Annotated in this window: 30 protein-coding genes and 1 tRNA gene; 27 read left to right on the plus strand and 4 right to left on the minus strand. The window is 57.1% G+C overall.

Annotated elements, in window-relative coordinates; all coding sequences use genetic code 11:
• The first annotated feature begins 83 nt into the window (after positions 1-83).
• From BM181_RS07870 to BM181_RS07955, 17 genes are all read left to right on the plus strand, one after another.
• A complete protein-coding gene (locus BM181_RS07870) occupies positions 84-845 on the plus strand; it encodes an MBL fold metallo-hydrolase (protein WP_075443636.1) in 762 nt (253 codons plus the stop codon).
• Between the two features lie 17 nt (positions 846-862).
• Complete coding sequence (locus BM181_RS07875) at positions 863-2,002, plus strand: S1C family serine protease (protein WP_075443638.1); 1,140 nt, start codon at positions 863-865, stop codon at positions 2,000-2,002.
• Entirely contained in the window at positions 2,002-2,481 is a 480-nt protein-coding gene (rlmH, locus tag BM181_RS07880; protein ID WP_075443640.1) for a 23S rRNA (pseudouridine(1915)-N(3))-methyltransferase RlmH, read from the plus strand. The genes BM181_RS07875 and rlmH overlap by 1 nt, the downstream gene beginning before the upstream one ends.
• Before the next feature lie 123 nt (positions 2,482-2,604).
• Positions 2,605-3,576 (plus strand): 5-bromo-4-chloroindolyl phosphate hydrolysis family protein, encoded by a 972-nt coding sequence (locus BM181_RS15425; RefSeq protein ID WP_082336231.1) that lies wholly within the window; start codon positions 2,605-2,607, stop codon positions 3,574-3,576.
• A 17-nt stretch (positions 3,577-3,593) separates the two neighbouring features.
• Entirely contained in the window at positions 3,594-4,739 is a 1,146-nt protein-coding gene (locus tag BM181_RS07895; RefSeq protein WP_075443642.1) for a toxic anion resistance protein, read from the plus strand.
• A gap of 9 nt (positions 4,740-4,748) precedes the next feature.
• Positions 4,749-6,728: a penicillin-binding protein gene (locus tag BM181_RS07900; RefSeq protein ID WP_075443644.1), complete on the plus strand. Its 1,980-nt coding sequence runs from the start codon at positions 4,749-4,751 to the stop codon at positions 6,726-6,728.
• Between the two features lie 851 nt (positions 6,729-7,579).
• The gene (locus tag BM181_RS07905) at positions 7,580-7,996 is read left to right on the plus strand and encodes a SoxR reducing system RseC family protein (RefSeq protein WP_075443646.1); all 417 of its coding nucleotides are present in this window, start codon (positions 7,580-7,582) and stop codon (positions 7,994-7,996) included.
• 33 nt (positions 7,997-8,029) lie between these two features.
• Entirely contained in the window at positions 8,030-9,385 is a 1,356-nt protein-coding gene (gene rsxC, locus BM181_RS07910; protein ID WP_075443648.1) for an electron transport complex subunit RsxC, read from the plus strand.
• A complete protein-coding gene (locus tag BM181_RS07915; protein WP_075443650.1) occupies positions 9,382-10,380 on the plus strand; it encodes an RnfABCDGE type electron transport complex subunit D in 999 nt (332 codons plus the stop codon). The genes rsxC and BM181_RS07915 overlap by 4 nt, the downstream gene beginning before the upstream one ends.
• Positions 10,377-10,928 (plus strand): RnfABCDGE type electron transport complex subunit G, encoded by a 552-nt coding sequence (locus BM181_RS07920; protein ID WP_256211327.1) that lies wholly within the window; start codon positions 10,377-10,379, stop codon positions 10,926-10,928. The genes BM181_RS07915 and BM181_RS07920 overlap by 4 nt, the downstream gene beginning before the upstream one ends.
• A 1-nt stretch (position 10,929) precedes the next feature.
• Positions 10,930-11,580: an electron transport complex subunit RsxE gene (gene rsxE, locus BM181_RS07925; RefSeq protein ID WP_075443652.1), complete on the plus strand. Its 651-nt coding sequence runs from the start codon at positions 10,930-10,932 to the stop codon at positions 11,578-11,580.
• Positions 11,580-12,155, plus strand: coding sequence for an electron transport complex protein RnfA (locus BM181_RS07930; RefSeq protein ID WP_075429439.1), 576 nt, complete (start codon positions 11,580-11,582; stop codon positions 12,153-12,155). Before rsxE ends, BM181_RS07930 begins: the two co-directional genes overlap by 1 nt.
• 39 nt (positions 12,156-12,194) lie before the next feature.
• The gene (gene rnfB, locus BM181_RS07935; protein WP_075443654.1) at positions 12,195-13,037 is read left to right on the plus strand and encodes an RnfABCDGE type electron transport complex subunit B; all 843 of its coding nucleotides are present in this window, start codon (positions 12,195-12,197) and stop codon (positions 13,035-13,037) included.
• A gap of 17 nt (positions 13,038-13,054) precedes the next feature.
• Positions 13,055-14,368, plus strand: coding sequence for a M18 family aminopeptidase (locus BM181_RS07940; RefSeq protein WP_075443656.1), 1,314 nt, complete (start codon positions 13,055-13,057; stop codon positions 14,366-14,368).
• Positions 14,369-14,523: 155 nt separating this feature from the next.
• Entirely contained in the window at positions 14,524-15,486 is a 963-nt protein-coding gene (locus BM181_RS07945) for a TAXI family TRAP transporter solute-binding subunit (RefSeq protein ID WP_075429445.1), read from the plus strand.
• Between the two features lie 81 nt (positions 15,487-15,567).
• The gene (locus tag BM181_RS07950) at positions 15,568-16,044 is read left to right on the plus strand and encodes a DUF1850 domain-containing protein (RefSeq protein ID WP_075443727.1); all 477 of its coding nucleotides are present in this window, start codon (positions 15,568-15,570) and stop codon (positions 16,042-16,044) included.
• Positions 16,041-17,969 (plus strand): TRAP transporter permease, encoded by a 1,929-nt coding sequence (locus tag BM181_RS07955; protein ID WP_075443658.1) that lies wholly within the window; start codon positions 16,041-16,043, stop codon positions 17,967-17,969. The genes BM181_RS07950 and BM181_RS07955 overlap by 4 nt, the downstream gene beginning before the upstream one ends.
• A 70-nt stretch (positions 17,970-18,039) precedes the next feature.
• Here BM181_RS07955 and BM181_RS07960 read toward each other — a convergent pair whose 3' ends face one another.
• On the minus strand, positions 18,040-18,237 hold the full coding sequence (locus BM181_RS07960; protein WP_075443660.1) for a hypothetical protein: 198 nt from the start codon (positions 18,235-18,237) through the stop codon (positions 18,040-18,042).
• 239 nt (positions 18,238-18,476) lie between these two features.
• Between BM181_RS07960 and BM181_RS07965 the strand changes: the two genes are divergently transcribed.
• Positions 18,477-18,565 (plus strand) — tRNA-Ser (locus BM181_RS07965).
• 185 nt (positions 18,566-18,750) lie between these two features.
• Here BM181_RS07965 and BM181_RS07970 read toward each other — a convergent pair.
• Together BM181_RS07970 and BM181_RS07975 are read right to left on the minus strand one after the other, a co-directional pair.
• Complete coding sequence (locus BM181_RS07970; protein WP_075443662.1) at positions 18,751-19,971, minus strand: site-specific integrase; 1,221 nt, start codon at positions 19,969-19,971, stop codon at positions 18,751-18,753.
• Positions 19,972-20,258: 287 nt separating this feature from the next.
• A complete protein-coding gene (locus BM181_RS07975; protein WP_075443664.1) occupies positions 20,259-20,681 on the minus strand; it encodes a helix-turn-helix domain-containing protein in 423 nt (140 codons plus the stop codon).
• Between the two features lie 245 nt (positions 20,682-20,926).
• Between BM181_RS07975 and BM181_RS07980 the strand changes: the two genes are divergently transcribed.
• From BM181_RS07980 to BM181_RS08005, 6 genes are all read left to right on the plus strand, one after another.
• Positions 20,927-21,139: a helix-turn-helix domain-containing protein gene (locus BM181_RS07980; protein WP_075443666.1), complete on the plus strand. Its 213-nt coding sequence runs from the start codon at positions 20,927-20,929 to the stop codon at positions 21,137-21,139.
• The gene (locus BM181_RS07985; RefSeq protein WP_075443668.1) at positions 21,139-21,504 is read left to right on the plus strand and encodes a helix-turn-helix domain-containing protein; all 366 of its coding nucleotides are present in this window, start codon (positions 21,139-21,141) and stop codon (positions 21,502-21,504) included. The genes BM181_RS07980 and BM181_RS07985 overlap by 1 nt, the downstream gene beginning before the upstream one ends.
• A gap of 144 nt (positions 21,505-21,648) precedes the next feature.
• The gene (locus BM181_RS15145; protein ID WP_143092143.1) at positions 21,649-21,849 is read left to right on the plus strand and encodes a hypothetical protein; all 201 of its coding nucleotides are present in this window, start codon (positions 21,649-21,651) and stop codon (positions 21,847-21,849) included.
• The gene (locus BM181_RS07995) at positions 21,842-22,354 is read left to right on the plus strand and encodes a hypothetical protein (RefSeq protein ID WP_075443672.1); all 513 of its coding nucleotides are present in this window, start codon (positions 21,842-21,844) and stop codon (positions 22,352-22,354) included. Before BM181_RS15145 ends, BM181_RS07995 begins: the two co-directional genes overlap by 8 nt.
• Before the next feature lie 2 nt (positions 22,355-22,356).
• On the plus strand, positions 22,357-23,019 hold the full coding sequence (locus BM181_RS08000; protein ID WP_075443674.1) for a hypothetical protein: 663 nt from the start codon (positions 22,357-22,359) through the stop codon (positions 23,017-23,019).
• 55 nt (positions 23,020-23,074) lie between these two features.
• The gene (locus tag BM181_RS08005) at positions 23,075-23,626 is read left to right on the plus strand and encodes an N-acetylmuramoyl-L-alanine amidase family protein (protein WP_075443676.1); all 552 of its coding nucleotides are present in this window, start codon (positions 23,075-23,077) and stop codon (positions 23,624-23,626) included.
• A gap of 82 nt (positions 23,627-23,708) precedes the next feature.
• Here BM181_RS08005 and BM181_RS08010 read toward each other — a convergent pair whose 3' ends face one another.
• Positions 23,709-24,656 (minus strand): hypothetical protein, encoded by a 948-nt coding sequence (locus BM181_RS08010; protein ID WP_075443678.1) that lies wholly within the window; start codon positions 24,654-24,656, stop codon positions 23,709-23,711.
• A gap of 220 nt (positions 24,657-24,876) precedes the next feature.
• On the opposite strand from BM181_RS08010, the gene BM181_RS15300 reads away from it, so the two are divergent.
• Genes BM181_RS15300 through BM181_RS08025 form a run of 3 tightly spaced genes read left to right on the plus strand, consistent with a single transcriptional unit; the run spans position 24,877 to position 25,499 of the window.
• Positions 24,877-25,104 carry a DUF1659 domain-containing protein gene (locus tag BM181_RS15300; protein ID WP_075443680.1) on the plus strand — a complete coding sequence of 76 codons (228 nt, stop codon included), beginning with the start codon at positions 24,877-24,879 and terminating at the stop codon, positions 25,102-25,104.
• Between the two features lie 21 nt (positions 25,105-25,125).
• On the plus strand, positions 25,126-25,341 hold the full coding sequence (locus tag BM181_RS08020) for a DUF2922 domain-containing protein (protein WP_075443682.1): 216 nt from the start codon (positions 25,126-25,128) through the stop codon (positions 25,339-25,341).
• A 14-nt stretch (positions 25,342-25,355) separates the two neighbouring features.
• The gene (locus BM181_RS08025) at positions 25,356-25,499 is read left to right on the plus strand and encodes a YvrJ family protein (RefSeq protein WP_072022702.1); all 144 of its coding nucleotides are present in this window, start codon (positions 25,356-25,358) and stop codon (positions 25,497-25,499) included.
• The last annotated feature ends 134 nt before the right edge of the window (positions 25,500-25,633 follow it).

Here is a 25,633-nt window from a genome sequence, read left to right on the forward strand (position 1 = left end):
ATAGGTTTTGGCCCGGTGCTTTTGGCGCCGGGCTTTTGCAGGTAGTTTACAGAATCAAGGATTAGGATAGGAGAAAGCAAGTTATGCAGGTTTCGGTGCTGGCCAGTGGCAGCAAGGGCAATGCGGTCTATGTAGAGATGGATGGCTGCCGGCTGCTTATTGATGCAGGTATCAGTGCGACGCGGATCAAGAAGGCGCTTATGGCGCTGGATGTGGATGCAGCAACGCTCGATGGTGTGCTGATTACGCATGAGCACCGCGATCATATTGCAGGACTCACGACGTTGTCGAAGTGGTATCATTTACCGATTTTCACGCGGCGGGCGACGTTTGCGCATATGAGCTGTCAAGCGCAGCTGCCAGCGGACTGCCTGCATCCGATTGAGGATGGTTTCCGGCTGGGCGGTGTGCAGATCATGCCGTTTTCGACTTCGCATGATGCGGCAGATCCTGTCGGTTACCGCGTGCAGGGCTCGAAGTGCATGGCGCTGGCAACGGATCTTGGGTTTGTGACGGCGAGCGTACAGGCGGCCATTGATGGCGCGGATGTGCTGGTGCTGGAGGCGAATCACGATCCTGAGGTGCTGAAGAATGGCTCGTACCCATGGCCGCTTAAGCGGCGCATCCTGTCGAACCGCGGTCATCTGGCCAATTCGGATGCGGCCTGGGCGCTTGCACGGCTGCGCAAGCAGCCCGAGAAGGTTTTCCTTGCGCACCTGTCGGAGGAGAACAACCGGCCGGAGCTGGCGCAGGATACGGTACAGGGCATCCTATCCCGGCAGGGGATTGCGCTTGATTTTGCGGTGGCTAGCCAGACGGAAACCGTATCAATGGTAAGAAATTAATTCGGGAGGGATTTTGCATGAAATCGTTCTTTCAGGTAAATAGCAGTAAAAAACAGAAAAACATTATCGGCGCTTTGCTGATAGCAATGTCGGTGGTGTCGTTCTCGGGGTGCTCGGCTGGCACGGCGGGGAATAGCGATAGCTCGTCATCGGGAGCGGCCGCAGTGGCCCAGCAGACGGCCGCTAATGAGGCAAACCTTTCGGATGCGCGCAATACGCCGGTCGTGCGTGCGGCCAAGGCGGTTGGCCCGGCGGTAGTCGGCATCACGAACAAGGCCATTGCGCGTGACTGGTTCAACAATCCGGTCGAGACGGAGGGGGTAGGCTCGGGCGTCATCTTCAAGAACGATGATGGCAAGAGCTATATCGTGACGAATAACCATGTCATCAGCGGTGCTAAGGAAATCATTGTTTCGCTGGCTGATGGCCGCAGCCTCAAGGGCAAGCTGGTCGGTGCGGACGAGATGACGGATCTGGCGGTTGTACGTGTGGACGACGGCAAGCTGCCAGCAGCTGAGTTTGCGGATTCGGATAAAATCGTGGTCGGCGAGCCGGCCATCGCCATCGGTAATCCGATGGGCCTGGAGTTCCAGGGCAGTGTGACGAGCGGTGTCATCAGTGCTTTGAACCGCACGCTGGACATCAGCGATAAGCGCGTCAAGCTGCTGCAGACGGATGCGGCTATCAACCCGGGCAACTCGGGCGGTGCGCTCGTCAATGCCGACGGCAAGGTCATCGGCATCAACAGTGCCAAGGTGGCTGCCAGCGGCGTCGAGGGCATGGGCTTTGCGATTCCGACGAATACGGTGCAGAACGTCATCGATGAAATCCTCAGCAAGGGCTATGTGGCCCGGCCGTATCTCGGTGTGACGGTCTTCGATCCGCAGACGGCTGGCCGTTATGGCTACCAGCTCAACATTGACAAGGGCGTTTATGTATTCCAGCTCACGCTCAATGGCCCGAGCGGCAAGGCAGGCCTGCAGCGCGGCGATATCATCCTGAAGCTCAATGGCGAGGAGACGAACAGCGTCTCGGATCTGCGCGCCAAGATTGCCGAGCATAAGGTCGGCGATACGGTCAAGGTGACGTATGATCGCAATGGGGCAGAGCGCACGGTGGATGTGGTGCTCGAGGAAATGCCGCAGGATAATAAATAATGAAGATTACGATTGTCTGTGCGGGCAAGATCAAGGAAAAATATCTGAGTGCGGGAATCGCGGAGTTCATGAAGCGCCTGCGTCCGTTTGCTCAGGTGGAAATCAAGGAAATCCACGAGGAAAAGATGCCTGATGAGCCATCGGCAGCGGAGAAGGAGCAGGTGCTTGGCAAAGAGGGCGAAAAATTGCTGCGGCTCGTGCCGGCGGGCAGTTATCTGTTTGTACTCGATGTGTATGGCAAGGAAATGCCGTCGGAGAAGCTGGCGGAGAAAATCGACCAGCTCGGCATTCAGGGACGCAGCAATATCACCTTCCTGATTGGCGGTGCGTTTGGCCTGTCGAAGGAGGTGCGGGCGGCGGCGGATGAGAAGCTCAGCTTCTCGCAGCTGACGTTCACGCATCAGATGGTGCGCCTGCTGCTCGTTGAGCAGATATACCGCTGCTTCAAAATCAATCGTGGTGAGAAATATCATTGGTGAAGAAAGCCTTCCCCTGCGGGGGAGGGCTTTTGTCTTGGTGTTGTTTCGCGATGTTTTGTGGTATGATATAAATGTCAGATTTTACTAGTTTTTTTCGTGAGACGGCAGGGAGGAATTGTCGCTATGCGGAATCTATATATAGGACTAGGTGTGTTGTTCTTGGGCGCAGGCATATTCTGGGTCAGTGGCGATTATCCACGGCTCGGGATGGCGGCGCTGTTTGCCGGCGGCTGGTCGCTGGTGCAGGGCTGGCGTGCCTGGCGTGAGAGCGGGGGCCGCAAGCTGCGTACGGATGCGCTGCAGGCGGACCTCGCGCGGGCGGCTGAGGCGAGCTGGCAGAAGGCACTGGCCGATTATGACCGCATCGAGACTGTGCGGCGGCAGATTCATGATGTGGAGCTTAGCCGGCAGCTAACGGCCATCCAGCAGGAGTCCGCGTGCATGCTGAATTATCTGGAGAAACATCCCGACCGTGTGCCTGTGGCGCGCCGATTCATCGATTACTATCAGGACCGGGCGGCAAGCCTCAGCGAGGAGTTCCATGAGCTTGAGCAGACGCGGCTGGAGACGGAGCAGGTACGGCAGGTGCGTACGCGGCTCAAGGAGACACTGGCGGCTTTTGATGAGGCCTATGCCGCTGAGTTCGAGAAGGTCATGGGGCCTCAGCTCATGGACATGGAGGCCGAGATGACGGTGATGCAGCAGCATCTGGAGTCGGAGGGGATTGCCGATGATCCCAGCCGGCCGCAGCCGAAAAAGCAGCCGGCGGCGCAGGCTAAGCGTCCTCCGCGGCAGGATATCCCTTTTACCTTTGGCAAAGGGCGTTCTGGCCGCAATAAGAGCGGCCAGGGCAGTTACAGCATCGTACCGCCGGCTGTGCGTGGTGAGGTCGTCAAGGAGAAGATCATCCTGAGCCTGCTGGCCATATTCCTTGGCTGCATCGGTGCGCATAAGTTTTACCGGGGCAAGACCTTTGCGGGCATCATGTATCTGGTCCTGTTCTGGACGTTTCTGCCGGGCTTCATCGGCTTTATCGAGGGCGTCCGCTATCTGTTCATGCCCGTGGACGATTTTTATGAGAAGTACTACCGCTGAGTTTTGAGGTGACGACGATGGACATCAATCTGGAAGATCTCATGAAAGCAAAGCAAGAAGCTGCAGGGGCAAAGGCACCTGTGGCAGCAGACGAGGCGCTGGCGGCGCAGGTCGAGCAGCAGACGCTGCAGCTGACGCCGGAGGAGCGGGCGCAGGCCGATAAGATAAAGGCGGGCATCGACCTCACGGATTCGACGGCGGTGCTGAGTTTCGGCGCGCCAGCCCAGCAGAAGATCACTGAGTTTGCCGATGGCGTGCTCGCCCAGGTGCGCACGAAGGACAGTGGCCCGGTGGGGGAGCTTTTGGGCAGCCTGGTGACTGAGGTGCGCGGCTTTGAGGGGCATAAGCCCGGCGGCTTTTTGGGCAAGCTGCCATTCATCGGTGGCCTGGCCAGCAAGGCTGAGGACATCAAGAATGGCTATGACAAGCTCTCGGTGCAGGTGGAGCGCATCCAGAGCAGTCTTGAGCAGGCCAAGATCAAGATGATGAAGGACGTCGTCCTGTTCGATAAGCTTTACGATGAGAATCTGGCGTATTTCAAGCAGCTGCAGGTATATATCCAGGCTGGTGAGGAGAAGCTCACGGAGATGCGTGAGGTGACGCTGCCGAAGCTGCGTGCGCAGGCGGCTGCCGCAAATGATCCGATGGCCGTGCAGGTCGTGGCAGACTTTGAGGGCAGCGTCGAGCGGTTTGAAAAGAAGGTCCATGATCTCAAGATCAGCAAGACCATCGCCATCCAGACGGCACCGCAGATCCGCTTGATCCAGAACAACGACAAGGCGCTTATCGACCGTGTGCAGACGGCTATTTACAGCACGATACCGCTCTGGAAAAATCAGATGGTCATCGCCTTGGGGCTGTCGGCACAGCAGCAGACGCTGCAGATGCAGCGGGCTGTGACGGATGCGACCAATGAGCTTTTGCGCCGCAATGCCGAGCTCTTGCAGCAGAATACGGTGGAGACGGCTCGTGAGAATGAGCGCGGCGTGGTCGATATCGAGACGGTGCGCGAGGTCAATGAACGGCTGGTGGCCACCATTGAAGAGACAATCAAAATCCAGCAGGAGGGCCGGGCGAAACGCCAAGCGGCCGAGGCCGAGCTGGTACAGATCGAGGGGCGCCTGCGGGATACGCTGCTGAAAAGCAGTGGGCGCCGGGAGTGATAAAAGGGAATGAATAAGAGACGGTACACGACACAAAAGCATATTACCTGGCTGGCGATGCTGATGCTGCTCGTGTTGGGCGTTGTCGTCCTGCGCTATGGCTGGCTGCAGCTCATACAGGGCAATGAGCTTTCCGAGCGCATGAAGAATCAAGTCGGGCATGACTATGCCATCCAGTCGCCACGCGGTGCAATCCTTGACCGCAACGGCCGGGAACTGGCGGTCAGCACGATGACCAAGTCGCTCTATGTCGACCCGAACCATGTCGAGGATGCGGCTGTGCTGGCAGCCGATTTGGCGACGGCCATTGATAAGCCGGAGCAGGAAATCCTTGACGATATAAATGTGGGCGGCGGCTTTGTCTGGGTGAAGCGGCGCATGGAGCAGACTGAATATGAGGCTGTGCGCAAGCTGATCCGCGAGAAGTCGTATCAGTCCTGCCTGGGATTCCGTGATGAGGCGAAACGCTACTATCCGAACGATGCACTTGCGGCTAATGTGCTGGGCTTTGTCGGTACAGATGACAAGGGACTCGATGGTGTTGAGCAGGCGCTCGATGGCCTGCTCAAGGGCGAGATAAAGGAAAAGTATCTGACGACTGACCGTCAGGACCGCCCTATCCTAGACTCAATTTTCACAAGCAGCCGCCGTTACCGCGGCGATTATTGCAAGACGGTAGAGCTTACGCTGGATAGCGGCATCCAATTCATCGTGGAGCAGGAGCTTGACCGCGCCGTGGCTGAGAATAATCCCAAGTCCATTACCTGTGTTGTCATGGACCCGAAGACTGGAGAGATACTGGCGATGGCTTCGCGGCCTTCGTACAATCCGAACAAGTTCTGGGATTATCAGCCGGAAGTATGGAAAAACCGTGCGGTGTCGTTTATCTATGAGCCAGGGTCGACGTTCAAGTCGGTCGTAGCCGGTGCGGCCCTGCAGGAGAAGGTTGTCACGCCGAATCAGGTCTTTGTCGACCCTGGCTATGTCATGGTGTCGGGACGCCGCATCCAGAACTGGAGCGGTACGAGCTTTGGTACCGTCACGTTCACCGATGTCGTCAAGCAGTCGCTCAATACGGGCTTTGCGCAGGTCGGCTTGCGGCTGGGGGCGGAGAAAATCACGGCCTATGCCAAGAAGTTTGGCTTTGGCGAGGCGACGGGCATCGATTTGCCGGGCGAGGAGAGCGGTATCCTGTTCGAGCCGGAGAATATGCGCGACTCGGATATTGCGACGATGTCCATCGGCCAGAGTATCGCGGTGACGCCGCTGCAGCTGGTGACGGCGATGTCGGCGATTGCCAACGATGGCGTCCTGCTGCATCCGTATATCGTGAAGTCCATCCGCAATGCCGATGATTCGGTCTATGAGGAGCGGCAGACCAAAGAGGTGCGCCGCACGATCGAGTCGGCCACCGACAAGACGCTCGTGGGGCTCTTGGAGCAGGTCGTTGCCAGCGGCGGTGGCCAGAAAGCCAGTGTGCGCGGCTATCGCATTGCCGGCAAGACTGGTACGGCGCAGAAGATCCGTGAGGATGGTGCCGGCTACATGGAGGGACGCTATATTGCTTCGTTCTGCGGCTTTGCGCCGGTCGAGGATCCGCGGATCACCGTGCTGGTCATGATTGATGACCCGAGTACGGGCAACTACTACGGCGGTCAGATTGCGGCTCCGGTGGCGGGACGCATCTTTTCCCAGCTGTTCCGCTATCTGCACATCGCGCCGTCAAGCGATCCATTTGCCAATATGGAGCCGCCCAAGAATACTCCCCAGCCGAAGCCAGTCAAACCGTATGACGGCGAGGTGCCCGAGGGCAAGATCGTGATGCCGGACTTTACGGGCAAGAGCCTGCGCGAGGCAGCCAAGCTTGCCAGCGACAAGGGGCTGAGCTTTACGGGCGAAGGATCGGGCTACGCGACGGGACAGAGCATCCCGGTGAATACGCTCGTCGACCAAGGGGCAGGCATCGTGGTTTACTTCAAGCCGGATTAGAGAGATACATATATGATACGTATGAGTCCGCTGACGCAGGAAAGTGTCAGCGGACTTTTTTGCAAATTGCAGTTTATCTGTCCGTACGTGGTTAAAACAAACTCGGTACAGCTCAGCTTGGGTGGGGGCGGGTGCACTTTTTCTCCGCTCTCGCTAAATGACCCGCGCGGCTGCTTTAGTACGTACTTAGATACATGTGCCGGGCAGGCCAGCGGCACGCCAATACATCGAAACGTTCTAGGAAGTACCTACCGCGGGCCATCCCTCACTGCGTTCGGGCAAATCGCTCCCGCTGCGAAGAAAGTGTACCCGCCTCCGCCCTCTGCTACGTTTGGATAAGCCTGCTTTGTTCCGGCATTAGGCTACGAATTACAGCGATGTGCTTGTTACGAGAGAAACGGTTCGTACCATCTCAGATTTCCATTACCAAAGGGGCGAACGGGGTAGTGCTTCTTTCTGTCTGGAGCGACTGTCCTGCGCAGCAGGACTGGGCCGTAAGCGCATAAGCTAGACTCCGATGTGTACGCCGCGACCTGGTGACGGGAGCAGGTAACTAAGTCCGCAGAACTAGGCATACGGTCCATTTAGCGGAAACAGAAAAAGTACTACCCCGTGAACCCCGCGCTTCGTAGTAGCAGGATTCCATACGGACGCATACACCTCATCCGAGCGCTTCGCGCCCACCTTCCCCTCGGTAAGGGGAAGGCTGGAACTAAACCGTCAAACTGCAATTTGCTGTATTACGGGGCATCTATTCCTTAAAATATAATTTTCACAATTGATAGGAAACAGGATATTTTGAATAGAAGTCGAATAGAGTAAGTGTATATCGATAGGCGGGAGGAGAGCAGATGAAACAGGAACAAGGTCTCGTCGTCGAGGTCTATGACGGGCTGGCGAAGATAAAAGTCGGGCGTCATGCGGAGTGCACGAGCTGCGGGGCGTGTCCGTCGAGCCGTCAGGTGATGGTCGAGGCGGTCAACAAGATCGGCGCCCATCCCGGTCAGCGCGTGCGTTTTGCCATGCAGGAGCAGAATGTGCTCGTCGGGGCATTTGTCGTATTCGTACTGCCCCTGCTGGCCGCGGGGCTTGGCGCTGCGGCCGGCTGGCTGCTGGCGCCGTCCCTGTCCGTTTCGGCGGCACAGGGCAGCGCAGGTCTTGCGCTGGTGGCCTTGGTATTGGCCTTGGGCTTTGTGCGGTCCTTTGACCGCCGTGTGGCCAGACGGCAGGAGATGAAACCCGTCATCGTCGAAATCCTGGCGGATTGAGATGTGAATCGCGAAAGCTATGAGGTGATGTTGATGTTCAAGAGTTTTTTGGGGGGGATCCACCCGCAGGACGGCAAGGCGCTGACCAAGGATAAACCCATCGAGGTGATGGCACCGCCAGCGGAACTCGTTGTGCCGCTGAGCCAGCATATCGGTGCACCTTGTGCGCCCTGTGTCAAGGTGGGTGATGTGGTAAAGCGCGGCCAGCTTATCGGGACGAGTCCGGCGTTCATGCATGCGGATATCCATGCGCCGGCGGCTGGGAAGGTCGTGCGCATCGAGGAGCGGCCGCATTCCGGGCGCATCAGCTGTCCTGCGGTGGTCATCGAATGCGATGGGGCCGATGAATGGGTGGAAGGACTGCCGCTGAGCCGCGACTGGCAGGCGATGACGGCTGAGGAAATCCTCGGTGCGATCCAGTCGGCCGGCATCGTTGGTATGGGGGGCGCTACTTTTCCTGCGCATATCAAGCTGAACCCTTCTAAGCCTGTGGACATCCTGATCCTCAACGGTGCGGAGTGTGAGCCGTATCTGACAGCGGATTACCGGCTGATGCTGGAGGAACCCGCACATATTGTGGAGGGCGTGCAGATCCTTGCCAAGGTGCTTGGCGTCAAGCGCAGTGTCATCGGCATTGAGGACAATAAGCCTGAGGCCATTGCGGCATTGGAGAAGGCTTGTGCCGGTACGGGCATCGAAGTCGTGGCCCTCAAGACAAAGTATCCGCAGGGCGCGGAGAAGATGCTGATCAAGGTCATCGCGGATCGTGAGGTGCCGATGGGCGGGCTGCCGATGGATGTCGGGGCTGTCGTGCAGAACGTGGGGACTGTGGCGGCCATCGACGATGCAGTCGTGCGTGGCCTGCCGCTGACGGAACGCGTCACGACGGTGTCGGGGGATGCGGTGGCCGAGCCAAAGAACCTGCGCGTGCGCATCGGCACGAAGTTCAGCGATGCCATCGCGTTCTGCGGTGGCTTGCGCGAGACGCCGGATAAACTCATCGCTGGCGGCCCGATGATGGGCATGGCGCAGACAACAGCGGAAGTGCCGATCATGAAAGGCTCATCGGGTATTCTGGCGCTGACGCGCAAAGTCACAGAGCATGGTCCGGAGATGAACTGTATCCGCTGCGGGCGCTGCGTCAAGGCCTGCCCGATGGGGCTCGTGCCGAGCATGCTGTCGATTCTCTCGGAGCGGCAGGATTTTGCAGGCTGCCGGGATGAATACGGGCTTATGAACTGCGTGGAGTGCGGCTGCTGCACCTATGTGTGTTCGGCCAAGCGCAATATCGTGCAATACATCAAGAACGCGAAGGGCTTTGTACGGGCGGAGATGGCAAAAGCCAAGGCCAAAGCTGAGGCGCAGAAGAAGGAGGGCGGTGCGAAATGAGCGAGATGAGTGAAAGACAGTACACGATTTCTGCCTCTCCGCATATCCGCGACGATGAGACGATATCCCACATCATGTGGCAGGTCAATGCAGCCTTGCTGCCAGCGGCTTTGTTTGCCATCTGGTGGTTTGGCTTCCCCGCACTTATCAATATGCTAACCGGTATCGTGTTTGCTGTAGGCGCAGAGTACGTCTGGCAACGGGCGCTCAAGCGGCCCGTTACCGCCTTTGATGGCAGCGCCTGCATTACGGGGCTTTTGCTGGCGATGTCCATGTCGCCGCTGTTGCCGCCGTATATGGTCGCCATCGGCTCAGTGCTGGCTATCGTGGTCGCCAAGCAGTCGATGGGCGGGCTGGGGTTCAATATCTTCAACCCTGCGCATATTGGCCGCGCTGCCCTTATGGTGTCATGGCCGGTGGCGATGACGACCTGGACGAAGATGCAGGATATGGGCGCAGGCGTCGATGCGATGACGAGTGCGACGCCGCTCAACATCCTGAAACTGCAGGGCTATGATGCGCTGGTGAGCACCTTCGGCGGGCAGGCCGCCATGTACTGGCATATGTTCATCGGCACGCGCAACGGCTCGCTGGGGGAGACGAGTACGGTGCTGCTGCTGGCCGGCGGTATCTATCTGATCGCGAAGGGCTATGTGAACTGGATCGTGCCAGCGGTCATGATCGCGACGGTCGGCGTGCTGACTTTTGTATTTGGTCCGGCAGGACTGTTCACGGGGGATCCGCTGTTCCATATGATGGCCGGCGGACTGATGCTCGGTGCATTCTTCATGGCCACCGACATGGTCACGATACCGATGACGGTCAAGGGGCAGGTGATCTTTGCCGTGGGCGCGGGCGCTATCACGGTGCTGATCCGCCTGATTGGCGGCTATCCAGAGGGGGTCTGCTACTCGATCCTGCTGATGAATGCGGTGACGCCGCTTATCGACCGGTTCACGAAACCGCGGATTTTTGGCGCAGGGGGTGACAAATGATGGCTGAGGAACATTCGATTGTGAAGATTGCCGCCAATCTGGCCATGGCGTGCTTTATCTCAGGCGTCGTCATCGGTTCGGTCTACTATGTGACTGCACCGGTGGCTGCCCAGAAGGCTGAGCTCATGCGGCAGGAGTCGATGAAGTCCTTGGTGCCTGCGGCCGAGGCTTTCCAGCCGGTTGACGGCCATGAGGGCTGGTTTGCGGCGCAGAAGGCGGGAAAGACGGTGGCCTATATCGTGCCGGGGGAGAGCAAAGGCTATGGCGGTACCATCAAGCTGCTGGTGGCGGTCTCTGCCGATGCGAAGGTCATCGACTACAACATCCTCGAGCACAATGAGACGCCCGGCCTTGGCGACAATGCCCAGAAACCGGCTTTCCGCGGGCAGTTCGCCGGCAAGGGCGCTGCGCAGCTTATGGTTACGAAAAATCCTGCCGATAAGGATGCTATCCAGGCGATGACTGGTGCGACGATTTCCTCGCGGGCTGTGACCAAGGGCGTCAAACAGGCTGTTGAGGAAGTTGCCCAGCTGACGGGAGGGAAATGATATGAAGGAACTTTGGCAAATTTTCAGCAAGGGACTTGTCGCTGAGAATCCAATTTTCATTCTCGCCTTGTCCCTGTGCCCAGCCCTGGCTGTCACGACGACAGTCATCAATGGCTTGACGATGGGGCTTACCGTCACGTTTGTCATCACGACGAACAATGTGGTCGTCTCGATCGTGCGCAACTGGGTCAATCCGAAGGTGCGCGTGCCGGTCTACATCACGTCGATTGCCACGATCGTCACGGTGGCGCAGCTCGTGCTGCAGGCATATTTCCCCGAGCTTTACAAGGCTATGGGCATCTATCTGGCGCTGGTCGTCGTCTTTGCGATCATCCTGGCGCGGGCTGAGGTCTATGCCTCGAAGCACGGCGTGATCAAGTCCTTTGCTGACGGTTTTGGCATGGGCTGCGGTTTTACGCTGGCCATGCTGATCATCTCAGTGATCCGTGAGCTCATCGGCGCAGGTACTATCCTTGGCATGCCGGTCTTCGGCGAGGGCTATGAGCCCATGCTCATGATGGTATTGCCGCCAGGCGCCTTTATCCTGATCGGCTATCTGGTCGCGGCGACCAAGACCTGGAACAAGCATGTGGAAGAGCGGCGGGCGCAGGAGGCGCGGCGCCTGGCGGCGATGAAAGGGGCTGAGTCGTGATGGCAGAATATCTTACGTTATTTATCGGCGCAGTCATCGTCAACAATTTCGTGCTGACGAAGTTCCTCGGCTTGTGCATCTTCTTTGGCATCTCGAAGAATCTCAGTGCCTCGGTGGGCATGGGCATGGCCGTGACCTCGGTCATGACCATGAGTTCCATCCTCGCGTGGATCGTTTACTTCTTTGTGCTGCAGCCGCTGGGGCTGACGTTCTTGACGACTATCGTCTTCGTCGTGCTGACGGCAAGTTTCGTGCAGCTCCTGGAGCTCATCATCAAGAAACAGGCCCCGGCACTCTACAACATGTGGGGCATCTACCTGTTGCTGATCGCGACGAACTGCATCGTGCTGGCGGTGCCGCTCTTGAACGTCGAGAACAGCTACAGCCTTATGAAGAGCATTGTCTTTGCCATCGGTTCCGGGCTGGGCTTTGCCGTGGCCATCATCCTGATGGCGAGCCTGCGTGAAAAGCTTGCCTATGCAGATGTGCCCAAGCCGCTGGAGGGCATTGGCATTGCCTTCATTCTGGCGGGCATGCTGTCGCTGGCTTTCCTGGGCTTTTCGGGGATGTTATAAGGGCCTTCCATCAAGGGAAGTGCCGCTAGGAGGTACTCTATGAACACAGCAATCATGATAATCGTCGTGCTCGTTGGCGTCGGCGCGTTTTTCGGGATTGTGCTGGCGCTGGCGGATAAGAGATTCGCCATGGAGGTCAATCCGCTGATCCATGAAGTCGAAGACATCCTGCCCAAGGGGCAGTGTGGTGCCTGCGGCTTTGCAGGCTGTGCCAAGTATGCGGAGGCCGTCGTCGAAGATGAGTCGGTGCCGCCGGATCTCTGCGTGCCGGGCAAAGCAGCGGTAGCCGCAAAGGTAGCGGAGCTCACGGGCAAGAAGGCCGGGGCCTCTGAGCCCAAGTATGCACAGCTGAAGTGCCGCGGGACGAAGACGGCTGCGGCTATGGCCGCGCACTATGAGGGGGTGCCTGACTGTGCGGCGGCTAAGCTCATACAGGGCGGCCCGAAGGGCTGCAAGTATGGCTGCATCGGTTTTGGCAACTGCGTCAGGGCTTGCCCGTTCGGGGCGCTGTCCATGGGGGAAGACGGCCTGCCCGTAGTCGATAAGGCCATCTGCACGGGCTGCGGCAAGTGTGTGGCAACCTGTCCCCAGGCTTTGCTTACCTTGCAGACCTTCACGGCGCCCGTACAGGTCGTCTGCAGATCGCATGACAAGGGCCCCGTGGCCAAGAAGCTTTGTCAGCACGCCTGCATCGGCTGTGGCCTCTGCATGCGTAGCTGTACGCAGGGGGCTATCACCATCGACCGCTTCGTGGCCGTGGTTGACCCGTCAAAATGCCGGGACTGCCCGGAGCCGGTATGCCTGGCCAAGTGCCCGACCAAGGCGATACAGGCCTTGGTGCGGCCTGAGGAGGGTGACTGTGCTATAATGAAAGTATCATAAGAATAAGGACTGATTGGATGAATGTAGAAACGGAAGAATTGCTTGATTTCATCGCCGAGTGCCCGACGCCTTTCCATACGGTGCAAGCAAGCGCGACACGGCTGCGGCTGGCTGGCTTTGCCGAGCTGCCGCTGGCCGGGCCCTGGGAGCTCAAGCGGGGCGGCAGGTACTTTGTGACGGTTTACGACTCGACATTACTGGCTTTTGTCGTGGGCGAGACGGACGGGCCCTTGAGGATAGCGGCAGCCCATACGGACTTTCCGTGTTTCCGCATAAAGCCGCAGGCCGGCATCGTCAAGGAGAAGTGTGGCCTTTTGAATGTCGAGAAATACGGTGGGCTCATCCTGCGCTCGTGGCTTGACCGGCCTCTTTCGCTGGCGGGCAAGATCGTCCTGCGCGGCGAGGATGCCTTCAATCCGGAAATCCGGCTTGTGGATTTCGAGCGTCCGCTGGTGACGATCCCCAGTCTGGCCATCCATATGGACCGTGAGGTCAACGATGAGGGCAAGCTCAACGCGCAGACGGATATGCTGCCACTGGCAGCGGCCTTTGCGGGGCGGGAGACAGCTGATGCGGCAGATGAGGCAGCAGATAAGGAGAAGTCCTTCTTTGTGGATTGGCTGGCTGGCGAGCTTGAAGTGCCAGCGGCAGATATCCTTTCGTATGAACTGTCGGCCTATCCCGTGGAGCAGGGCTGCACGCTGGGGCTGGGCGATGAGTTCGTCTCTTCGCCGCGCCTTGACAATCTGACCTCGGTACAGGCCTGCCTTGATGGCATCTGTGCGGCCGAAGCTATGGGCCGGGGACTGCGTCTGGCCGCATTGTTCGATAACGAGGAAGTCGGCAGCAATACGAAGCAGGGGGCAGGCTCGGCAGTGCTGATGCAGGTCTTGGAGCGCATCTATGCTGCCTTGGGGCTCACCAAGGAGCAGCTTTTCATCGACATTGCGGCGGGCTTCATGCTGTCGGTGGATGTGGCGCATGCTGTGCACCCGAATCATGTGGATAAGGCCGACCCTGTCGTGCATCCGGTGCTGGGCGGCGGCCTTGCCATCAAGCAGGCCGCGAGCCAGTCGTACGCCGGTGATGCCGAGGCCGTCGCCATCGTGCGCAGTCTCTGTGAGGAGGAGGGGATTGCCTGGCAGCAGTTCGTCAACCGCAGCGACAGCCGTGGCGGCTCGACGCTGGGATCGATTGCTTCTGCACTGGTGCCGCTGCGCACGATGGATGTTGGTGTGCCGATCCTTTCCATGCATTCTGCGCGAGAGACAATGGCCGGAAGTGACCAGCAGGCATTGGTGCGCTTGCTGCAGCGCTTCTATCAGGAATGACATATGGAAACGATGTGTGTATTGTATACAGATATACTTTACATACATCGTTTTTTTTTATAATCAAGCGGTTGCTTGTGTATATGCACTATGCTATAATTACATATGAGATATGAATAATACTGTATGCAAAAAAAGACATGGGAGGCGTTTGTATGAACTTTGGTAGATTCAAGAAACTGGCAGCTATTGGTATGGCCATGGTCGTTTCGGCGGCACTGCTCACAGGCTGCGGCGGCGATGACGGCGGCAAGAAGTTCCTGAACATTGCAACGGGCGGTACGGCTGGTACGTACTATCCGATCGGCGGTGCGATGGCTGAGATCCTCAACAAGGATATCAAGGGTATGAACGCCAGCGCGCAGAGCACCGGCGCTACGGTAGCGAATATCAACATGCTGAAGGATGGCTCGGTGGATCTGGCTATCGTTCAGAATGATATCACCTATTATGCCGTTAACGGCACGGAGATGTTTACGGACAAGAAGGTCGACAACATCCGCGGCATTGCCACGCTGTATCCGGAGACCTGCCAGTTCGTAACGCTCGATAAATCCGGCATCAAGTCGATTGCTGACCTCAAGGGCAAGAAGGTCGCTGTCGGTGCAGCTGGCTCGGGCGCTGAGGCCAATGCGCGTCAGATCCTTGAAGCCTATGGCATCACCTATAACGATATCGAGGTCCAGTACCTGTCCTTCGGTGAAGGTGCCAGTGCCCTCAAGGATGGCAATGTCGATGCAGCTTTCCTGACGGCAGGCTATCCGACGGCATCGGTACAGGATATCAGCTCGCAGAACAAGATCCGCCTGCTGCCGGTGGACGCCGACAAGGCAGATGCGCTGATTGCCAAGTATCCGTTCTATACGAAGACGACGATTCCGGCTGGCACGTATGCAGGCTTTGACGAGGAAGTCAAGACGATTTCCGTCATGGCAATGCTCGTAGCAACGGATAAGGTCGATGACAAGCTGGGCTATGACATCGCCAAGGCCATCTTCTCGAACCTCGATCGTCTGCAGGCCGCTCATTCGGTCGGCAAGCTCATCACGAAAGAGGGCGCTACGAAGGGTATGTCCCTGCCGATGAATGCTGGTGCAGAGAAGTTCTTCAAAGAGTAAGCGATAGCGATTGCTGCTGATATGCCTTCCTCGCATGAGGAAGGCATATTTAGTGAGAGGGAAGTGTCAGAATTGTCTAAGCTGAGGAGACTGCCGGTTTACTTGTGCATCCTGGGCATATTGCTAGGGCTCGGGGATGTGCTGAGCCAGCCCTGCCTGTTCGTCAAGGCAGGCGGGCAGCGGGTGGCAGTCGTGCCCGCTGCACCGGGAACATCATTCACCATCCATTTCATTCATTCGGTGCAGAAGACACCGGTTTGGGAGAATCTGGCGGTGGCTCCAGATGGCAGCAGTTTTGTTCTTCACTCGACACGATATCAGTCTTTTGGCGTCGGGCTGCCCTTCCTTGAGCAGGAGGGCAATTTCCGGCAGGAAGGCGATTACTACATCATGGATGACATGGAGCGGCATTTTCCGCGTCTCACGCTGAGGACTGGCGTCGGTACGAAGCTGACGCTGACTTTGGGCGGGCGCAGATACCGTCTCTATGAATCGTATCCGCCGGGAACGCCGGTAGAACTATTTGTCAGTCCATTAGGGAAAGGAATGTTATCATGAAAGAGTCTGAAGCAAAAAAGGCCGAGGACATCCTGAAGAAATATGACAAGGAGTCCGACACCATGGAATACACGGGCTTGATGGCGAAGATTGTCGCCGCCATCGCCATCGCGTTTTCCGTCTTTCAGCTGTATACCGCTACGTTTGGCGTACTGGATGCCCAGCTGCAGCGCGGCGTCCATCTGGGATTTGGCCTGGCGCTGGTCTATCTGCTGTATCCGACCTGCAAGTCGTGGTCGCGCCATAGGCTGCATCCCTTCGATCTGCTGCTTGCGATACTCGGTGCGGCTGCACCGGCCTATATCATCTACGAGTATCAGAATCTCGTGCTGCGCGCAGGCACGGTCTCCGATATCGATCTTGGTGTCGGCCTGCTGGGCATCCTGCTGGTCATCGAGGCGACGCGCCGCGTGGTCGGCTTGCCGATGGTCTGTGTCGTATTGGCGTTCCTGGCCTATGCCTTTGCCGGTCCGTATATGCCGGGGGTGCTGGCCCATCGCGGCTTGACGGTCTCGCAGCTCGTCAGCCATCTGTACTTCACGACCGAGGGCATCTTTGGCATCCCGCTCGGCGTATCGTCGACGTTCATCTTCCTGTTCATCCTGTTTGGTGCTTATCTGGAGTCGACGGGGCTCGGCAAGTTCTTCATCGATCTTGCTAATTCAATCGCTGGTTGGGCCAGCGGCGGCCCAGCCAAGGTGGCAGTCCTGTCCTCGGGGCTTATGGGCACGGTGTCGGGCAGCTCGGTAGCTAACGTTGTCGGCACAGGTTCGCTGACCATCCCGATGATGAAGAAGCTCGGCTACCACAAGAATTTTGCGGGTGCAGTTGAGGCAGCCGCTTCGACGGGCGGTCAGCTCATGCCGCCGGTCATGGGCGCAGCTGCCTTCCTGATGGCCGAGTTTGTCGGTGTGCCCTATATCGATATCGTCAAGGCGGCTGTCGTGCCGGCCTTCCTGTATTTTGCTGGTGTCTGGCTCGGCGTCCACTTCGAGGCCAAACGTGAGAACCTCAAGGGCATCCCGCGCGACCAGCTGCCGAAAATCATGACGCTTGTCCGCGAGCGCGGCCATCTGGCCATTCCGCTGATCCTCATCGTCTACCTGCTCGTCTCGGGCTATACGCCGATGCGGGCGGCGCTCGTTGCCATTGTCCTTTCGATCGTCTGCTCGGCTTTGCGCAAGTCGACGCGCATGAAACCGATTGAGATCGTGCGTGGCCTTGAAAATGGTGCGCGCAACGTGCTGGGCGTGCTCGTGGCCTGTGCGGCGGCCGGTATCATCATCGGCGTCGTCACGAAGACGGGCGTCGGCCTCAAGCTGGCCTCGGGGCTCCTGCAGCTCTCGGGCGGGATGCTGCTGCCGACGATGTTCTTCACGATGATCACGGCCATCATCCTCGGCATGGGGGTGCCGACGACGGCCAACTACGTCATCACTTCGACGATTGCGGCGCCGGCTCTTGTGCAGATGGGGGTGCCGGTGTTGGCTGCGCATATGTTTGTCTTCTACTTCGGCATCATCGCCGACGTCACGCCGCCAGTCGCATTGGCCGCCTATGCCGGTTCGGGGATCAGTGGCGGTAACGCCTTGAAGACTGGCATCAATGCGTCGAAACTCGCCATTGCAGCCTTCATCATCCCGTATATCTTCGTCTTGTCGCCAGTGCTATTGATGATGGAAGGTTCCGTAGTGGAGCTGCTGTTCTCGACAGTCACGGCTCTGGCGGGCATGATTGCGCTCTCGTCGGCGCTGATCGGCTATCTGGCAGCCAACTGCCTGTGGCTGGAGCGCATCCTGCTCGTCGTGGGCGGCCTGCTGATGATCCAGCCAGGGCTTTTGACCGACGCCATCGGCCTGACGCTGTTTGGTGCGGTGCTGGCGTATCAGTTCAAGCGTCGCAAAAGCGAAGCACAGACCGTTTAAAACTTGACTTGGATAAATTGAAAGCGCCCCGGTTTCTGTTGAAACCGGGGCGCTTTTCGACGTCCATGGACTATCCTTGCTGCTGCAATGCTTTCCACAGAACTGCGGAGCTCAGGGTATCACCATGACGTTCAAACGCTTCCTGCATTTTTTGACCTAGTCCCACCGTATCCAACAGGATATCTTCAGCCTTGGTCTGCAACAGGAAGAAATCCTCTTCCAGCATTGCAAAGCTGGTGGCGGCTCGATCGGCATTCAGACTATTCACACCGGACCCTCCCGTTGTATGTCGTCGGTCTTGCAGGACCGCACTATTATTATAGTCGAAAGAAGGGCGTTTCGCAATAACGAACCGACGATAATCTAATATACTTTTAAACAAACAACACAGAAAAATGGTGGCGAGAAGAGGGGAAAGAACAGGAAAAAACTTATCAGAAAACATGGTTTGAAACCTTTACAAATGCTATCACCGTGTGCTATAATATTTTTGTTCGCAACGAACACGGAGAGGTGTCCGAGTGGTCGAAGGTGCTTGACTCGAAATCAAGTGTGGTTAATAGCCACCGTGGGTTCGAATCCCACCCTCTCTGCCATTGATATCATTGGTCTCGTGAGTTTTCACGGGGCCTTTTTTGTGCGTGTTTTTGGGGTGTCTGTCGGGTAACTGTCGGGTAACGCGCGGGCGGTTTTGTTTCCGCTGCTGGGCGTTTAGGGCCGTTTTTACGGGGCAGCTGAGGGGTGGACCATCTTGCAGCAGGGCTGCGGGATGGTCCTATTTTTATTTCAGCTGTTTCTTTTTGGCCGCGGCTTTTGGGTCGAGGGTGACGATGTTTTCCATGTCATCCTGGAGCCAGTCGCTGACGGCGGTCTTGTTTTCGTCGTTGATGTGCGTATAAATATCCATGGTGATCTGGATGGTGCTGTGCCCGAGCTGTTCCTGGATGTCCTTGAAGTCGAACCGATGGGAGGCCTTCATGCGGCTGGCCATGTCGTGGCGCAGCATGTGGAAGGTGGTCTTGATGCCGAGCTTTTTGCGGATCTTGATGTATTGGGAGGAGAAGACGCAGGGGCTGATGTATTCCCCGGCGTTTCCTGTGAATACGAGCTCGGGATGCTCCCAGTGGCCGGTCTGCAGGCGGCGCCGTAGCTGCTGGGTCTTGTAGGCGGCAAGTTCCTGGCAGAGGGCGGGGGGCAGGTAGAGCTGGCGACGGCTTTTGGTCGTCTTGGGCTCAGTGAGGTAGATGGGGCAGTGCGCCATGCCTTCTTCGCGCCGCCCGTTGACGAGGGCATGGCGGACTTTGAGCCAGCCTTCCTCAAGGTCAAGGTCGCTCCAGTGCAGGGCCAGCAGTTCGCCACGCCGCAGGCCCGTCATGAATTCGGTCAGCATGATCTGCCGCCAGCAGTAGTAGCGGGAGGGGGCGCTAAGGAGCGCCTCGCGCTGCTCTTTGGTGGGGGCGACGAATGGTTTCTTGGCCGGTTTTTGCGGCAGCTCCAGGTCACTGGCGGGGTTCTCGCTGATGAGTTTCAGCTTGACAGCCCGTGCGAAGGCCATGCGCATGATGGTGCGGAAGTATCTGGCCTCGGTGTAGTGGGGGTAGAGCCGCTTGTTGATGATGTACTGCAGGTCAAAGCTTGAGAGGGCATCTAGGGCGATGCTGCCCGCGTGCTCTTTGGCAATGGCCAGCATGTGCTGGTAGCCGTCGGCGGTGGTCGGGCGGATGTGTGGCCGCGAGTAGGTCTCGAACCAGCGGTCGAGCCAGGTGGCCACGGTCATCTGGCTGGCTAAGATTGCCGTCTGGCTGATGTATTTTTCCTTGAGCCTTGCCAGGGCTGCCTGGGCCTCCTTGCGGGTGCGGGCAGTCTTTGTCCGCTTGATGAGGCGGCCGGTGCGGCCGTCGTAGCCGACGGATACCTGGGCGATCCAGCGGTCATGGGCCCGGTCTTTGTAGATGGAGCCCTCGCCGGCGCCGCGATGGCTTGTCTTGTTTTTGGTTGTCATTTCCTGTCACTCCTTTTGGTTGTGTCAGGAAAGATGTGGATTTATCCACGCGTTGGTGGATAAGTTTGTGGATAACTTGTGATTTTGTTGTGAGTAATCGGTGGATAAGTTTCAAGGTGGGTACGGTTGCGGGATATGTTGCAGGGACGTTTGCAGGTCTCTTTGCGGGCCTATTGTGCCTTGTGGATAGCCGCAAGGGCTTATGGCACAAGGGCTCGCGGCGATGCTAAGACGTACCTGAATTTGTAGACATATCCTTTTTAGTAGTGAGGCCGTGCGGCTATCTGTCAGCGCTGGTTCGGGTTCATGCTGGCAAGTATCAGCTGGACGGCCTGGCGCTGCTCCGGCGCGAGGATGGCGAGCTGTTCCATGATGCGGCGGTTGACGCTGTCACGGTTGGCGCCGATGAGGTAGTCGACGGTGACGTCGAAGAAGGCCGCGATGCGCGGCAGACGTTCGACGCTGGGGAAGGAGCGGCCTTGTTCCCAGTTGGCGTAGGTCGTATTCGGAACGCCGAGAATCTCGGCCATCTGGTTCTGCTTGATGAGTAGTTCCTGCCGCAGGGATTTCAGGCGCTGCGGGAAGAGGTTGTCACGGGCGTCCTGGGCGGCAAGGGCGTCGAGGCGTTCCTTGAGGTCCGGGCGCACGGTTTCGATTGACTGGTCAAGATTTGTAGGCTCTGTTCTGTCGTGCTTTGTTTTTTCGTTCACCTTTAAGCCTCCTTTCGTCTTTATTTTACCATAGTACGGCGCAAAATACCATTAAATACGACTTAAATCCGCTATAATCACTAAAATATAGTAGACAACAATAGGAAATGGATGTATAATAAAACTAACAGATGGGGATTATGCTGCTAAAATTATTTATCTACTGGTAATATTAAAAACTTTAGCGGCGTTTGTCCTTGTGGGTAGGATTATCCCTGCTGATTTTTGCGGAAGGATGTGGATGTATGGAGGACACAGAAAAGATTCTTTTGTCGGTGCAGGAGTTTTCGAAGGTGACGGGCCTCGGGGAGAAGTCGATCCGGCGGCTGTCGCATGTGCGCGGGTTTCCGGCGATTCGCATCGGGCATCGCATCATGATTCATAAGCGGTCGGCGGAGGTGTGGCTCGCGGATTGTGCGGCGCATCAGGATGCGTGCCTGCCGTCGATTGAGATCTGATGGATACGCTGGGCGGGTGGATGCAGGAGATCCGCTATTTTTATAAGCGGCAGCTGTCGTTTCCGCTGTCCACCCATGCGCAGGCGCTCTGGTCGTATTTGATGTATCGGGGCAATGAGGCGTTCTGGCATTTCCCCATCCGGCTGTCGCTGATGGAGCTGGCGGGGGCCACGGGGATGTCGCTGACGATGGTCAAGCGGGCGCGCCGCGAGCTGGAGGAGTATGGCTATATCCGGCACAAGGCTTTTGGCGGCAACCGGCCCGCGGGGTATTATATGCTCTCGTGCATCCATATCGGCCAGCAGATGGGGCCAAAGCTTACGAATCTGTCGAAGGATAGGGCGGAGGCGGATAAGGAGGCGTGAGCGCTACGGCAGCGTTCCTTGCGGGGGGCGCAAGGGGCTTTTGTTGTCAGTTGGTTTTCCGCGCGAGATGGGGAGGCGACGGCTTTTGCCCGTGCGGAGGTATGTGGTAGCGGTTTGAGGAGGAGTTATAAGGGAGATTTTAAATTGGCACAATCGAATGAGGCTTTGTCAGAGTATGAGTGTTTTCGGGGCAGTACTGCCGAGGAGTGCGAGATCCTGGACGTCTACCGGCGTGTGGGGATACTGATCCGGTTTGACCGGTCAAGGATGCTGGCACTGGTAAATGACGTGGCGGTGGCGCGGATTGCCCCCGCAGATAGCGAGAGGAGGAGTTCTCATGGATAATGCGATTCGGGTGCGGATTGATGGGCCGCAGGCGCTCTATATTGCCGACTGCCTGCGGCGGGAACGGCAGGCGGCGCATCTGCCGCTCGGGCCTGGGAGTCTTGTGGCTTACTGGCAGCAGCTTATCGAGGAGCGGCTAGACGGCGATGGCTTTTTCCTTTGGGTGCCGCTCCATATTGCGCCGCACGGCGCGGAGCTTGCCGAGAGCTATGATCTTACGGGAAATGATGTGCTCGATATCGCCATTGCGCTTAGCGATTGGGGCTATGATCATATGGCAAGGCTTTGGGCGCAGCTTTATGCGAGCCTTGCCTGGAATGTGGCCCGGGAAATCCTGCCCGCGGGGTTGATGCGGGGCCGTGAGTATATCGATCTTTCCACCATCGGCGGGCGGCGGTTCTTTGAAAACGGCATGCACCGCCGCGACCGGGAGCATGGCATCTCAAAGCGCCCGCCTATGTCACTTCGCGAGCAGTTTGTTTTCGCGCAGCGGAGGGAGGGGTGACTATGCTGTCGGATAAGGCACGGAAACTCCTGACGGCCATCGAAAAGCGCGGCGGCGGGGTTATCGAGGAGTATCAGCTCCGCGATGCGACGGGCCTCAGCCACGGCAGTATCGTCGCCGCCCGCCAGGAGCTGGTGGCGGCAGGCTGTTTGCAGCTGGGCAAGTCCTGCCGCAAACTCATCTATACGCTGACGGGTCAGCGGCTGCCTGTGACGCAGCAGGGGGACGCGTTGACTGGTAAGCAGGCGACCGTGATGGAGCAGGATGGGGTGACTGGTCAGCAGGCGGATAGGATGGCCGCGGCGGACGCGTTGACTGGTCAGTGCAGCGATATGGCTGGGCGGCGGGATCCACAGGCGAGCCCTTTGACGCGTCAAGCCGAGCTGGGGGAAAGCGGCGAGGGGAGAACTGAAAAGCAGCCGGGGAAGGCAAAAGCGGCAAATGCCAGGGACGGCGTCTTCTTTGCGCCGGCGATGCCGCATGTGGCGGGCATCTATTACGACTTTGACGAGTGGACGGACGCGCTGATGCATGCGCTCGGCGATTGCCTCGACATCAGCGAAAGCCTCGTGGAAGATGGCGCCTATACCGTCTATTCCCATGACTTTGCGTGCGAGGATACCTATCGTACCGAAACGACGAGCGACGGCTTTGTCGTCGTGTAGAATAGCTTTGCGGGCGGGAGAACCTGCCCGCTTTTGTATGGGAAAGGAGCAAACGATGCGCGTATTCCTGAATCCTGGCCATGCCCTGGGCGGCAGGCCTGACCCCGGCTGCACGAATCCACGCTGCCAGCTGCGCGAGTGTGACCTGGCGCTGACTTATGGATCGCTATGCGGCAAGTATCTGGAGGCGGCCGGCTGCGAGGTAAAACTTTTGCAGAGCCATAACCTCGCTGGCGAAAGCCCGGGATTTCCCTGCGTCGTCGATACCGCAAATGCGTGGGGCGCAGACGTCTTTATCAGTATCCACGTCAACGCGGGCGGCGGCAGGGGCGCTGAAACCTACTGTTATAGCACGGAAGGCGCGGGCGGCAGGCTCGCTGCCTGCATCCAAAACCAGCTTGTCAGAAGCCTCGCGCCCATCGACCCAGGCTACCGCGACCGCGGCGTCAAAGCGCACCCGAGTTTCTGCGTGCTAAGAAATACCACCATGCCCGCCGTGCTCGTCGAGGTGGGATTTATCGATAGCGACGACGTGGGACTGCTGACGCTGCACGGGGATGGGATTGCAAGGGCTATCGCGCGGGGCGCGACGGATTACTGGCAATAAAGATAAAGAACAGCCCCACACGGCAGACAAAACGCATCGTCTGCTGTGTAGGGCTGTTTTCCGTAATAAAAACTAAGAATCCTTAAAAAGGACAAACATTTTTCAGTTGTCGTATCTTTTGTGCAGGAACCATTCGGTTAGGCATTATCACGAATATACGCTTATCGATATCCAATTCCAAGTGAAAATTCAAGCACTGCGGAATTTGCTCAGGAACATACTCGCGCATCAATTCTTTGCAAATTAACGTAGATTCCGTCAGCCAATTGATAATAAAATCAGCCTTACGTTGTACTTGTAAACTAGTTCCGGCAGAAGTTACGCCTAGTCCTGGCCCAACATAAACAGAATCTCCAATCTGGACTGGTGCCATTATACCGGCCTTACGCATTTGATAATACTGCTGCGATGATAAATCATATTCGAGCGAGGCACCTTTCAGTCTAAACGTATCGAGTAGTTCCGGCCAATTGGCTTGAATGATCTCAATAAGTTCTTTATCAGCAAATACGGCGTTTCCTTGATGGTCGGGAATTATCTTGAGGAAATACATGTCCTCTTTATGGAGAGGTATAAAGCCAATGAGCAGCTCTCCTGTACGCTGACAAAAATCATTTTCGACAGTTTCCCCTAAGTGAAAGTGATATAAGTGCCAATCATTCAGCATGCCATCTTCATAAAGGACATCTTTCATCTTTTTGCTCAATCTATCCATTACCGGCTGGCCGCTACGTAATTTCCGAGCAATTTCATCAATCACTGGCTTGTATTTGACATATGTATTGGCTAGACTCTGTTCTAACGCCTTGGAGTAATAGACTTTTCTATGTATCGGCTTTATGCAGCGATTGTCATAATTCAAAAATACATGCAATAGCTCAGCGGATTTATGATAAGATTGCTGTTCCTCTGTTTCTGCCAACGGATTCTCGCGCATGCCTTTTTCAAGCACACGGTCATATTGTTCCTGTGTCACATTTTCCTTAAAATAATCCAGAATACCTTGCGACATATCCTTATATAAATCCATAGCCATCACCTCACTATATATTATAGCAAAAACCATTGCATTTGACCGGTCAACTCGGTACGATAGCCATAGAGAAAATCCCCATACTTTGCGGAACCGACAATCCCCTTCCCTTGGTATCATGCGCCTTGGCGCTGATATATATTGGTTGTCATTCCGCAACGGAGCCGCGCGGAGTGACGACCGCGCGGCTCTGTTGCTTTGTAAAGGAGGTTTTATCATGGAAGCCAAGAAAGAGGATTTGACCTGTACGTTGAAGCTCAAATTCATCAAGGGACAGACGGCAGCCGGCAAGGATGTGTATGCCATGGTGACGTTCCCGCATGTGAATCCCGAGGTCGCGGATGGGGATATGTACGAGGTGGCAGCCCTTTTGGGGCGGCTGCAGGAGCGTACCGTCAGCGCGATCGTCCGCGTGGACAGCGCATCCCTGATTCGTGTGGGCTAAGCGTAAAGGAGGTATTGCTTTATGAAGAAGACGCTGATTTTGGTGTTCAATCGTGCTGATGGCAAGACGTCGGAGCTGGTGGTTTCGGAGCCGCGTGAGGACGTCACGAAAGCGGAGGTCGATGCCTTTGTAACGAAGGTACAGGAGACGAAATTCTTCCTTATCAACGGCATGGCGCTGACGTCGCTCAAGAAAGCGTTCATCCGCACGGTGGATGAGGCAGAGATTACGGCCTGATGGCGGATGCAGCCATGGAGCAGACCATTCTCACGGCTATATCTGCCGTAGGGTTCCCGATCGTGGTGACGTTCTACCTCTTGACCCGTTTCCAACGGTCGATGGATAATCTGACGGATAAGATCGGCGAACTCATCAAGGAACTCCAGCGGCACTAGCTGACTGCCATACCCTAAAACGCGGGCGGCTGACCGGTCAATTTGACTGGTCAGCCGCCTGTTTTGGTGGAAACGATTTTTTGCCTGTGTAAATCGTGTTATAATAAAGCCTGTAAAAGAACTGTGGTGACAGG

Origin of the sequence: Pseudoselenomonas ruminantium, assembly GCF_900113715.1 — a bacterium.
GTDB lineage: Bacteria > Bacillota > Negativicutes > Selenomonadales > Selenomonadaceae > Selenomonas_A > Selenomonas_A caprae.